Genomic DNA, 13,200 nt, shown 5'->3' on the forward strand with positions numbered 1-13,200 from the left:
GGCCTGTCAGCCACAGGACGGCTCCTACTTGATCGGATCCCACCAACCCGGGGACGGTGCCTCGTCGTCACAGCCGAACGGCTCCGTGCCGCAGTACGGCGCGCCGAACCCGAACCCCGCGACCCAGCCGCCGACGTATTCGAGGCCCGCCTTGACCTTGGGGCCCGCCTTCCAGGCCATGGCCGCGATGCCCTTGCCGGCCCAGGGGCCGACCGCGAGGCCCACCACCGTGGTGAACAGCTGCCGGTTGCCCTTGTCGGTCTCACCGCCCACGTAGTACGAGTACGCGGACAAGAGCCCGGCACCCGTCCCCAGGAAGGTGCACTGGGGCAGCGGACAGAACCCGAGCAGGAACTGCGCGAACGACAGCTGGTTGCCCAGCCGGCAGCCCGGGTCATGGCTCTCGCACTCGAACTTGTCGTACTGCCGCTCCGGCATCGGCTTCGTAGGCCTGGTCGCGGGACCCATCACCGGTGGCGCCGGGTTGCAGCCACGGTCCGGCTTCGGGGTCTCCGTCATCACGCTCGGGGTGCAGCCCGACTGACTGGCCGTGAACGGGCAGTACGCGTGACCGTAGAAGTCGTGGTACCAGCCGTCCGCGGAGGCATAGCAGGCATTGCCCCTCAGGTTCCCCCACTTGCCGCACTCGACGGCGGCGCCCATGTGCTCGGGCGTGGAACACGCGGGATTGTTCGTCGGGCCTTGCTGGAAGAAGTCGCAGGTCTGCAGATACACCTGGCCCTTGTGCTTGATGACCTTGTAGTGCTTGGGCGTGCCGGTGATCTTGCCGGCGGGGTTGACGCGCGCGACGTCGTACTCCTGCACCACCTCCGGCTCCGGCTCCGGGGTCGGGGCGCACTCGTTGCCGCGGCACGCGTACAGGCCGCTCGGGTCGGACAGGGTCACCGGGCTGTTGTCGGCGTACGAGTAGCCGTTCATGCCCTGTGACTTGTCGGAGTCCAGGACCGGGTCGACGGAGACGAAGCGGCCCGACCGCGGGTCATACTCGCGAGCGCCGAGGTGGACCAGGCCGGTGTCGTCGGCGGTGCCGTCGACGAAGCCGCGCTTGGAGGGCCACGTCACCACCGGGCCGCGCGGGTTGCCGAACGGGTCCGCCCGGCGCCCCGTCTTGGTCAGGTCGGAGGCCTTGAACGACAGCCCCGCCGTGCCCTGGTGGTCGTTGCACTGCCAGCTGAGCCCCTGCGGGGTCCGCACCGCGACCGTCTGACCCGCGTGCGCGTAAGACCGGGTGCCGGTGGTGACACCGCCGGCCAGCCGGTACTCCACGTCGCCGAGGTACAGGGTGGTGCCGCCCGGGTCCTTCGCCATGAGCCGCCCACCGTCGGCGTCGTACAGGTAGGACGTGGTGCCGGCGCTGTCGGTGACCGTCTCGAGCTGGTTCGTCGCGGTCCAGGTGAGCGTCTGTGACGGCCGGCCGGCGATCGACCGGGTCGTCACGTTGCCGGTCAGGTCGTAGCCGTACGAGTCGGTGCCCGTCCCGCCGGTGGTGGTGGCGACCTGGGTCACCGCGTGCGGACGGCCGGTGCCGACGCCCTGCGCCGGGTAGGTGTACGCGCGGGTCACGTCACCCGTGGTGAGGTGGCTGACCTCGCTGGTCCGGTTGCCGCTCGCGTCGCTCACGTACGACTTCCAGTACGCCGCCGGGCCGCCCAGCGCGTTCGCCGCCGGGTTCGTGGCGCAGTTGCCCGACGTCGGGGTCCACGCGTCGCTGAGCCGGAACAGGTCGTCGTACCGGAAACACTGCACGTCGTCCTGGCCGGCGCCGTACTGCGCGATCTTGTCCGCGATCGACAGGACGTTGCCGGACGCGTCGTAGGTGTAGGTGCTGTTCTTCGCCACGGTGTTGGGGATGTCGCCGTACACCAGGTGGTTGGACAGCAGCCCGGTGCCAGGGTAGTACGACCACAGCTGCCGCAGGTTCTTGCCGGCCGCCGAGTCCCGCAACTGCATGCTCCCCAGCTGCCCGTCCGCCTTGTACTGGGTGTCCACGACGTACGTGCCGAGGTTGGACTGCAGGGTCAGCGGGTTGCCGAGGGCGGTGTAGCCCAGCTGCAGCGTCTCGTCGGTGAGCCCGGCGTAGTTCGCCGCGTTCACCTTGGTCGAGCCGGTGGCCGTGGCGACGCTGCCGTCGGCGTTGTACGTCGTCTCGGTGAGGTACTCGCCGGCGAGGGTGCCGGTCATGGCGTTCGCCGGGATCGTCACCTTCGCCTTCTTCGCCTTGCCCGACGCCGTGTACTCCAGGATCTGCCGGGTGTAGGCCTGCCCGCCGGAGTAGCGGACCGCCGCGGTCGGCTGGCCGTGGACGAGCGAGTCGAAGGTCCACTCTGCCGTCTTGTTCGCCAGGCTGCCCGTGTACTCGGCGGTCTTGCGGCCCAGTCCGTCGTAGGTGTACAGCATGGTGAGGTTGCGGGCGTTCACCGACTTGGTCTGCGCGCCGCGTTTGTCGTACTCGAACGTGCTCCTGCCGGTGTCGGGGTCGTTGGCCTCCGTGACCCGGCCCATGGCGTCGACCACGAACGTCCAGGTGTTGCCTGACACGTCGGTGGTCGAGGCGACCGCGCCGCTGGGGTGGTAGGTGCGGCTCATGACGTCGTGCGCGCCGCTCACCGGGTTCGCGATGTTGCCGCGGTACGTCCACAGCGCCGTCATCCTGCCCCGCACGTCGGTGAACGCGGAGGTCGCCGACGTGCCCGCGGGAGGGCCGACGTCCACCCGGTCGCCGCCGTAGGCGGTGGTGCTGGTCCACTGGGTGATGCCGCTGAGCTGCCACGCCGAGGCGATCGACCGGCCCGCGCCGTCGTAGGTGGTGCGGGTCTGCGCCGGCACCTCCGTGTCGAGGGCCAGCCGCAGCGTGCCGCCCGGCGCGCCGGTGGCGCCGTACCCCGGCCGGGTGAGTTTCACCAGGCCGCGGCTGTCGTAGTGGGTCTCGGTGATGAGCCGGTTGCCGCCCTCCGCCGGGACCTGCTCCTGGCGGGTGCGCAGCTTGCTGTCCAGCAGCGCGTAGCTGGTCACGTATCCGCTGCCGGTGGTGTTGAGCTTGCTGGTGGCGAGGCTGGAGGCGCCGGTCTGGCGCAGGTCGTAGGCGAACTTCACCGACGCCGTCTCGGTCGCTTTGTTCCGGCCCGGCGCCCACACGGACGTGAGCTGGCCGAGCTTGTCGTAGGCGAGGTCGGTCCGGCGGGTCGTCCCGGGCCCGCTGACGTCCTGGTCCACGACGGAGATGGCGCGGCCGTTGGCGGGGTCGACGTCGGTGACGGTGACGGTGACCCAGCCGAGCGGGTTCGTGACGGTGGTCTTCGTGACCGGTCCGCCCGTCGTCGGCGTGTACGCGGTGCCGGTGTGGAAGTTCTCGGCGTCCCAGGAGTCGATCGTCCGGCCGTGCTCGTCGGCGGCCGCCCTGGTGGTCGTCGTGTACACCGGGTTCGTGGCGTGCGGCGTCGAGACCTGCTCGACCCGTGACGTGAAACCCTTGGTGAGCGTCGTGGAGTAGGAACTCGCCCCGTCGTACCACACCCGCACGTCCGAGACGACGTCCGTGACCCGGTTCGGTGTGACCGCGCAGCGCACAGCCACGACCTCGACCCGCGACAGGTGCGAGACGTTGGTTCCGGCGGCGTTGCCGGCGTACCAGTGCCGTGCGCACTGATCGTCGGCGGTCGTTGACAGGTCGGCCTCGTCGTCGATGCGGTCCACGCGCCCGGTGCGGTCGGCGAGGAAGGTGTTCGTGGTACGGGTCCTGCGGGGTTGCCTGCCGCCGTCGAGCGTCGTGGTGACCTGGGTCGACTTGATGTTCGTCACCCACGCCTTGACGGTGACGCCGAGGATGTCCTGGGTGGCGGTCGGGCCGTACTCGTACGGGTCGGTCTTGGTCTTGTCGACCACGGTCGACGTCTCGCCGAGGTAGGTGACCTGCTCCCGGACGGCGCCGGCGAAGCGGTCCTCGTCGGCCCAGGTGCCGCCGTCGGAGTCGGGGACGGATGCGGTGCGGGTGCCGCTGCTGAGCTTGTCGCCGTGCATGCCGCGGAAGTACGTGGTCTCCGACTTCAGCCGCACGCTGGTCGCGGCGCCGCGCAGGACGCGGACCTTCTCGTAGCCGCGCCACATGCCCCAGCTGCGCCGGTTCGGCATGGCCATGGGGTTCTGGTCGGAGTGCCAGGCGGGCGAGCCGAGGTAGACGTAGGTGGTCTCCTCGTCCTCGGTGCCGTCCGCCTCGCCGCCGTCGCCCTCGGCGACCTTCTCCACGCGGTACTTGTGGAAGTACTCGAGCTTCGGCGTGCCGGTGCCCGTCGGCACCCAGTACTGCGGGAAGCACAGCCGGCTGTTGTTGTCGGGGGCGGCCGGCATGCTCTGCCCCGCGACGCAGTCCTTCGCGGAGTAGGTGATGCCGATGGTGTTGCCGGACTCGGTGAGGATCGAGCTCATCCGGTATCGGGTGATGCTGTTGGTCGTGCCGGCCATGTCGACGCGGTTGCTCATGCCGACCGGGGTCAGCTGGACCGCCGGCAGGCACGCGTCGGCGTCGTCGGTGGTGCCGCAGCCCTGGATGGACCTGAGCCACAGCACCTTCTGCAGGTTGACGCCCGGGTCGTTCCACTGGTGGCTGAGCTTCGTCTGCGACACCCGCCGCCAGGTCCGGTTCCCGGTGGCCACCTCGGTGGTGATCTTCGTCAGCCGTTTCGTGGTGAAGAACGCCGGCGAGTAGCGGCCGGAGCAGTTGCCGGTGCCGGCGCACAACAGGTCGACCGGGACGTCGGGGAAGTTCGCCGCGTTCGCGGTGTTCGGCACGCACGTGGCGCCCGGGGTGACGCACCGCTCCTCGGTGTCGAACAGCACCCGGGCGGGCGCGGTGCCGGCGAAGCGGGTGTCGGCGCCGGACGCGTTCTGCCGCGTGCCGTAGTTGATCTCCCGCACGTACAGGTCGCGGACGTACGCCGACACGGTGGTGTCGCTGCCGTTGCGGGCGTAGTTGTTGAGGTGCCGGTCGTAGAAGAACGACATGGTGTTCTTGAACGGGTCGACGACGTAGTCGAGGTTCCACCGGTAGGCCTGCTGGCACCAGCCGGGCGCGGCGTTGCACGGTTCGCCGGTGTTGTTGCCGTACACCGGCTCGTAGCCGACGGACTTCGTCTCGTTGGCGGCGTCGCCGTCCCAGCCGGGCAGGCGGTTGAGGCCGAAGTAGTACTCGATGCCGTCGGTGGTGGTGACCCTCCAGTACTCGCCGTCGTTGTCGCCGTTGCCGGTGGCGACGTCGGCGAGCTTCTCGACCTTGGCGCCGTTGTCCGACGACGGCCGCCACTGCCCGTTCTCCAGCACCAGGGTGCTGGACTGCCCGTTGAGGGTCATGGTGGCGTTCTCGCCCACCCAGCACAGGTCGCCGTTGTTGGGTCTGCCGTCGTCGGTGCAGCCGCGGTACCCGCGCTCGATCGACCCGGGCTGCCAGTTGAAGCCCTCACCGACCCAGCTCGGCTGCGAGTTCGCGGCGGCGGTCATCCCGTCGACGGACTGCGAGGAGTAGCCGAGCTGCACCTGCGGCACCGGCCCGCCCGCGCCCGGTGGCAGCCCGATCGGGTAGCCCCAGGAGAACCCGCCGCCGCTGCCGCCCGCGGTCCACTTGTTGGCGGCGTTGAGGTCGGTGGCCTTGTAGTCGCCACCGTCGGACTCGGCGCCGGCGGCGAGCGCGACCAGCACGCCGGAGCGTGACTGGGGCGCGGCCGCCGTCGTCGCGTCGAGCCGCTGGTCGAGCAGGGCCGGCGCGGCGACCTCGGCGGAGACGACGCCGGTCACGGGATCGTTGGTCGAGTCGAGCGCCCGCTGCTGGCAGCCCGGCAGGTCCGGGGTGCTCAGCGCGCACTCCGGCAGCGCGACCAGGCGCAGCCGGCGGGACCAGTCGGCGCCGTAGGCGTCGCGGAAGCCGGTGTAGTCGACGCCGACGACGACCGCGCCGGTGCCGGACCGGCCGTCGTTGCGGCCGACCCGGAACACGACGTCCCGCCCGCCGGTGCCGTGCGGCAGGAGGTTGAGGCGCACCTTGCCGGGTGGGGTGCCGAGCGCCTCGCCGGACAGCCGCTGCTGCGGGCCGAGGACCGCGCCGGCCCTGGCCCCGATCGGCAGTCCTTGCGACCAGGCGAGGACCGGGGTGGCCGTCGCCTGCAGCGACGCCGACGCGGGCAGTGTCACGTCGGCGGTGCCGGCGGCTGGCCAGACCACCGCAGGCGCGGACTTCACCGTCGCCTGCGGGTCCTTCGCCGGCGCCCGGTAGACGGCGTCGCGGCCCTGGACGAGCGGCTGGTCCTTCGGCAGGTCGAGCTCGACCGGCCCGGCGTTGGCCGGCGTCACGACGGCGCCGACGGCCAGGACGACGAGGGCGACGAGCCCGGCGAACCCTGGGCGCGCCCTCACAGCGCACGCACCGTGGTCGGGTCGAGCGTGCCGACGACGCTCGTCGAGTTACACCAGTTCCACTCCGTCTTCGAGTCGCCGGCGACGAACCCGCCGGTGATCACCTTGATCGTGGTGCTGCTGCCGGTGCCGTCGAAGCTGACGATGTCGAAGCGGCCGTTGCCGTCGATGTCACCGCCGGTGAAGCGCCACGAGGGTGCGGTGGCGCTGCCCGGGATCGCCATGCAGCTCGCGGGCGTGAAGGACTGGCCCGTGGAGATCGCCGCGCAGACGCCGGAGCCGGACTTGAGGATCTCGTAGAGGTCCTCGTCGCCGTCGCCGTCGGCGTCGCCGGTGAGCAGCGCGACCGTGTTCGTCATGCACTTGACGCCGGCTCCGGAGCGGTAGATCGGGTTCGTGGCGAGCGTGCCGTTGCCCGGCGGGCGGAAGCGCCACAGGCCCGTGTCGCAGTTGCCGTAGTCGTAGTAGGCGAGCAGCTCGGCCTTGCCGTCCTTGTCGAAGTCACCGGCGGTGACGCCCTTGACCCGGTTGCCGTCCCAGTTGCCGACTCCGGAGTCCCAGTACGAGACCGGGGCGTTGAACCCGGTGCCGTTGGCCTTCGCCTCGAAGACGTACACCTTCTCCTGGTAGCCGTCGTGGCGGTAGAACACGGCGATGTCGGTCTTCCCGTCGCCGGTGAGGTCCCCGACGACGGGCTGCATCCGGTCGGAGCACCAGCTGTTGGGGCCGGAGTCCCACAGCTGCGCGGCGCTGTAGCCGTTGCCGTCCGACAGCCACCACGACAGCGTCGTGCGGCAGGTGCCGTAGTCGCGGAACAGGGCGATGTCGGCGCGGCCGTCGCCGTTGAAGTCGCCGTTGAGGCCCTTGACGGTCGCCATCGGATAGGTCTGCGGGTCGTTGACGATCGGCGTGACCGGCGTGGTCGTGCCGGTGCCGTCGGCCTTCGTCGTCCAGCGCATCAGCGCGGTGCGGTAGCCGCCGGGGTCGGTGACGGCGACGATGTCGGCGTTGTCGTCGCCGGTCGCGTCCGCCCGCTTCCTCGACGGTGTCCCCTGGCCCGGGAGGAACATCCACAGGCCCGGGGTGTGGAAGTCGCCGAGGAACGGCCGCTCCTCCGACCGGTAGCCGCCCGCGTCGACGGCGACGACCTTGAGGATGTTGGCGTTGCCGGTGCCGTCGACCGGCACGATCGGCACCTTCGCCACCCCGTTCGACGCGGCCGGCACCCAGATCTTCGGGGTCGACTCGACGGTGCCGACGGAGTAGTAGTAGCCGACGACCTGGTCCGCGACCTGGTTCTGCGGGGTGAACGTCACCGTCACCGGCGTGCCGGCGACCCCGCTCGGCAGCGGGAAGTCCAGCAGCTCGGTGCTGGTGAGCAGCGGCTGGGCGGGCACGGTGCCGTCGACCAGGAAGTGGCACCACGACGAGTAGGCGCTGTAGTGGGCGCCGTCCCAGGCCCGCACCCGCCATTGGATGCTGTGCCCGTTCGGCATCGAGCCGGCGGGGACGTTGACGGTGATGCTGCGCGGCGCCGGCAGGCCCGGCGAGTCCGGCACCGTCACCACGCCCGTGCCCGCGGTCAGGTCCTGCCACTCGAACTTGCCGACGATGTTCTGGTCGGTCTCGGCGTCCTGCACCTTGGTGGTCAGTTGCACGCCGTTGTTGGCGCCGATCGTCGGCTGCCCGGTGGTGCCGCTGGTGTAGCAGCCGATGGTGCTGCCGTCACCGGTCGCGGTCTGGTCCGACACCGTCGGCGGGGTGTTGTACTGCACGACGAGGTTGGTGCTCGCCGCCGACAGCTTCTTCCAGTGCTGGTTGTTGGTCTCCGAGCCGAGGAACACGAACGTGTAGTCGTTGAACCGGGCGTCGGCCCAGCCCTGCAGCTGCGAGGTGAGGATCCAGCTCGGGTTGTTGCCCGGCGCGCTGCAGCTCTGCGCCGACCGGGCGCCGAAGGAGGTGAGCACGACCGGCGCCCAGCCGATCCGGCCGCCGTTGAGCCCGGCCTGGATCGCGCCGCTCTGCGCCAGGGTCAGGTCGGTGCCGGTGCAGTTCCACGAGTGCGTCACCAGGGTCTTGAGCTCGGCGGCGATGATCTGCTTGCCGTGCACCTGCGACAGGCCGAAGGCGAAGTACGCCCGCCAGTTGGTGCCGCAGCACTCCGGGTTGCGCCCGACCCGGGCGACGTCGCCGACGCCGCCGGAGTAGTCGTAGTCGTCGCTGTTCGCGTACGCGAAGCTGGTCCGCGGCATGCCGATCTGCGGGTCGACGTACAACGGCAGGGTGAGGCTCTCGTCGGCCAGCCACGCGGGGTCCGGGCGCAGCACCAGCTCACCGCCGGTGAGCTCGGAAGCGACCTTGCCGGTGCGGGTCAGGTCCTCCACGCCGCGGGCGGTGCCGCCGTTGGAGGCGTCCCACATGCCCGCCGGTGCCGAGGCGAGCACCGCGGCGCCCGCACCGTCGAGGACCTCGAACGTGCCGTCGGCGCGGGACCGGGTGGCGGGGCCGGTGACGGCGACCGCGATGCGGTGCAACGCCGGGTTCGCGGCAGCCGCGCGGGTCTTCACCACGAGCACGTAGTTGAAGCTGTCGGCGAAGGCCCGCACCCGCAGGTCGACGCCGTCGAACACGTCCGGGTAGACGACGGTGTCGCCGTCGAGCCGGGCCGCGGGCAGTGCCGTGGGCCAGCGCAGCGAGAACGCGCCGGCCGAGGTCTGCACGGTGGCGAACGGCTCGCTGCCACCGCCCTTCGTGAACGTCATCGGCAGCGTGGTCGTCGCGATGTACCCGCCGGTCTTCGCCGCCCGCAGCGTCGTGTCGACCGGCGTCCAGCCGTCGGCGGTCTTCACCCGCTTCGGGGTCGCCGACGCCTCGTAGGTCATCGTGCCGTTCGGGTTCGCGAACGTCTGCGACTTCGCGGTGCGGGCGGCGGCCACCTCGAAGCGCCTGCCGCACTGCCGGGCCGAGGCCCGGGCCGCTTTCTCGTCCTGCCGCACCGTCTCCGAGGCACACGCGGCGCCCGGCGGCGCCGCGACCACCTGGTGGGGCACGACGGCGACCCAGCCGAGGCCGAGCCCTAACCCGCCGAGGACCAGTCCGGCGCGCCTGCGCGCCGAGGAGAACCTGCCCATGCGTTTTCCCTCCGTGAATGACGTGCAGCAGACACGTCCGGGGGCAGCATGGGGAGCGGGCCTTTCAACCGGCGCACGCGCCGCTACCCGTACGACTCCCGTACCGTGCGCCGGCCGCTCAGTCGTTCGTCGTCGCCAGCTGGGCGCGGAGCTCGGCGGCCTCGGGAACACCGAGGTCGTCGTAGAGGGCGAGGGCCCGAGCGAAGTGTTCGCGGGCCAGGCCCGGCGCGTGCGACGCGCGGTGGGCGTGGCCGAGCCCGGCGTGCGCCCGGGCCTGCTGGTCGCGGATCCCGGCCCGCACCGCGGTGTCGAGGGCGGCGGCGTGATCCGCGAGCGCGTCCGCCGGCCGGCCCGCGCGGGTCGCCGCCTCGCCGAGCCCGTTGCGGGCCCATGCCTCGCCGTGCCGGTCGCCGGCCTCGAGAAAGAGGGCGAGGCTACGGGCGTGGTGCCCGGCCGCCCGCCGAGGCTCCCCCCGGTGCGTCTCGATGATGCCGAGGTCGGTCAGGGCGGTCGCCTCGCCGGACCGGTCGCCGGCGCGCCGGTGCACCGTGATCGCCTCCCGGTAGTGCCCGGCGGCGGCCTCGTGCTCGCCGAGGTGGAAGCAGACCATGCCGAGGTTGATCAGGGTGCCGCCGACGCCGGCGTCGTCGCCTTCCTCACGGAACGTGGCCAGCGCCGCGCGGTAGTGTCCGGCGGCCTGCGCGTGCCGGTGCAGCACCTGGTCGACGCCGCCGAGTCCGTACAGCGCCCGGCCCAGCCCGATCGGGTCTCCGGACTCCTCGAACGCCGTCCGGGCCCGCCGGAAGTGCCCGGCCGCCGCCTCGAGCCGCCCGAGCTGGTGCTGCGCCTTGCCCAGCCCGAGGTCGGCGTAGCCGGCGCCCCGGGCGTCGCCGAGGGCCACGGCCGCGTCGAAGGCGGCCCGGTGCACGGCGAGCGCCTCGACCGCCGACCCGCCGGCCAGGTACCGGAACAGGGTGCGGGCCAGGACCACGGCGTGTCCCGGCCGGCCGTGGCGGGCCGCGGACCGCACGACCGCCGTCAGCCCGGCGAGCTCCGCCTCCAGCCACGCCCGGGCGGCGTCGCGGTCCGGCAGGGGCGGGGTCGTCGCCGTCGGCGGCACGACCGGGCGGTGCCGCCGGGCCGCCGGGAACAGCACGTCCATCGCGGCCGCCGCGGCCGCCGCGCAGTGGTCGAACAGCCGCGTCCGCGCCGCCCGCACCGCGTCACCACCGACCGGTCCCGGCCCGGACACGTCACCGTCGCCCGTGCCTCCGACCCACGCGGCACCACCGGCCTGGCCCGCCACCTGCGCGCCACCACCACCCCGGGCCACCACCTGCGCGGCACCACCGGCCTGGCCCACCACCTGCGCGCCACCACCGCCCCCGGCCGGCACGTGCGTGGCACCACCGCCCCCGGCCGGGACCGAAGCGTCACCGCCGTCACGGGCCAACGCTTGCGCGTCGCCGTCGGCCGGGCCCAGCGCGTACGCGCGCAGCAGATCGTGCATCGCGAACCGGCCGCCGGGGGTCGCGTCCAGCATGCGGCCGCGCACCAGTGGTGCCAGCAGCCGCCGGGCCTCCGGCACGGTGACGTCCGCGAGGGCCGCCGCCGCGTACACGTCGGCGTCCGCGCCCGGATGCAGCGCGAGCAGCACGAACAGCCGCGCCGCGGCGGGCGGCAGGTGCCGCAGCGACCAGGAGAACGCGGCCGCGACCGAGGCCCGCGGGTCACCGCCGGCGTCCAGCAGCGCCAGCCGTAACCGCTGGTCGCCGAGCTCCGCCGCCAGCTCCGCCATGGTCGCGTCGGGCCGGGACACCACCAGCTCGGCCGCGATCCGCAGCGCCAGCGGCAGCCGTGCGCACAGCTCCGCCATGGCGACCGCGGCCGCCGGCTCCGCCTCCGCCCGGTCCCCGATCAGCCGCCGCAGCAGGGCGCCCGCCTCGACCACCGACAGCAGCCCCACGTCGACCCGCCTGGCGCCGTGCACCGCGACCAGCCCGGCGAGCCGGTCCCGGCTGGTCACCAGGACCGTGCACGACGCGGTCCCCGGCAGCAGCGGCCGGACCTGCTCGACCGTGGCGGCGTTGTCCAGCAGGATCAGCATCCGCCGGTCGGCGACCTGGGTGCGGAAGCGGGCGGCCCGCTCGTCGACGTCGTCCGGCAGGTCGGCGCCGGGCCCGCCGACGGCGCGCAGCAGCTGCCGCAGCGCGTCCGCGGCGCTCACCGGCTCGTCGGGGTCGTAGCCGCGCAGGTTCAGGTACACCTGCCCGTCGGGGTAGCGGACCCGCACACGATGCGCCCATCGGACGGCGAGCGCGGTCTTGCCGACCCCGGCGGTGCCGGAGATCGCCGCGATCACGACCGCGGTCGGCTGTGCCTGGCCGGCCTCGACGATCCGGTCGAGCTCGGCGAGCTCGGCGGTCCTCCCGGCGAACCCGGCCACGTCCGGGGGCAGCTGCGCCGGCACGACCGCGACCGTGTGCACCGGGACCGGCTCCTGCCGCAGCACCCGCCGGTGGGCGTCGAGGAGGTCGGGGCCGGGCTCGACGCCGAGGTCGTCGACGAGCCGGCGCCGGATCCCCCGGTACACCGTGAGCGCCGCCGCCTGCAGGTCGCTCGCGGCGAGCGCGGCGATGAGCCTCGCGTGCAGCGGCTCGTGCAACGGGTCGGCGGTGGCGAGCTCCCACAACACCGGCAGGCACCGCCCGGCCTGCCCGGCGGAGAGGGCCACGCCGGCGAAGCGCAGCGCCACCGTGACCCGCTCGTTCGCCACGGCCGTGACGAGCGGATGGTGCCGCAGCTCGGGCACGTCGGCGAGCGGGCCGCCCCGCCACATCGCCAGGGCCGCTTCGAGGAGGTCCAGCGCGTCGGCGGGCGGCGCCGTCCTGGCCCGCTCCACCCGCTGCCGGAAGTCGGCGAGGTCGAGCCGGTCGGGTCCGAGGTCGAGCCGGTACCCGCCCGGCGTCCGGCCGATCACGCTGGTCCGGTCGGTGCCCGCCGGGTCGAGCGTTGCCCGCAGCCGCGACACGTAGGTGTGCACGGCGTGCGCCGCGGACACCGGCGGCTCGGTGTCCCACAGCAGGTCCACCAGCTCGGACACGGCCACGGCGGTGCCGGCCGACAGCGCCAGCCGCCCCAGCAGCACCCGCTGGCGCCCCGAGCCGACCGCGACGGACCGCGCTCCACGATGGACGGTCGCCGGTCCCAGGACCGACACCCGCGGCGGCCCGTCCGCGTCCACGGGCTGCGCCGGCTCCGCCGGGCCCGCGGCCGTCCGCAGCGCCGCCGCCCGCCCGCCGGTCAGGCCCAGCCCGGCGATCAGCGCCTCCACGGTCTGCGGCTGCGGCCGCCGGGTCCGTCCCTGCTCCAGGTCCCGGACCGCCCCGACGCTCATCCCGGCCCGGTCCGCCAGCTGCCGCTGGCTGACCCCCGCCGCCCGCCGCGCGGCGCGCACCAGCTCCCCCACCCGGCCACCGCCGTCCATCCCACGCCCCCCATCCACGTCGATGCCGACCCTAGCCTCGGTCTTTCACTAACTGTTGATCAAGGCGCCTTGTCGGCGGGTCGATCTTTCTTGGGACACGCAGCTCGGCAGGGGCGTGGTGATGGCCCGGTCCTCGGCCGGGGCGCTCCGTGTGGCTTGTCG

General features: G+C 73.0%; 3 protein-coding genes. All 3 read right to left on the reverse strand.

Features of this window, described 5'->3' with window-relative positions; genetic code table 11:
• Positions 1-24: 24 nt before the first annotated feature.
• The 3 genes from ABZS58_RS46795 to ABZS58_RS46805 all read right to left on the reverse strand — a co-directional run bounded on the left by ABZS58_RS46795 (position 25) and on the right by ABZS58_RS46805 (position 13,056).
• Positions 25-6,420 carry an RHS repeat-associated core domain-containing protein gene (locus ABZS58_RS46795; RefSeq protein WP_354790857.1) on the reverse strand — a complete coding sequence of 2,132 codons (6,396 nt, stop codon included), beginning with the start codon at positions 6,418-6,420 and terminating at the stop codon, positions 25-27.
• Entirely contained in the window at positions 6,417-9,551 is a 3,135-nt protein-coding gene (locus ABZS58_RS46800) for a VCBS repeat-containing protein (RefSeq protein WP_354790859.1), read from the reverse strand. Before ABZS58_RS46800 ends, ABZS58_RS46795 begins: the two co-directional genes overlap by 4 nt.
• A 118-nt stretch (positions 9,552-9,669) precedes the next feature.
• Positions 9,670-13,056 (reverse strand): BTAD domain-containing putative transcriptional regulator, encoded by a 3,387-nt coding sequence (locus ABZS58_RS46805; protein WP_354790860.1) that lies wholly within the window; start codon positions 13,054-13,056, stop codon positions 9,670-9,672.
• Between the last annotated feature and the right edge of the window lie 144 nt (positions 13,057-13,200).

This window comes from Dactylosporangium sp. NPDC005555, from assembly GCF_040605635.1.
Classification (GTDB): Bacteria; Actinomycetota; Actinomycetes; order Mycobacteriales; family Micromonosporaceae; genus Dactylosporangium.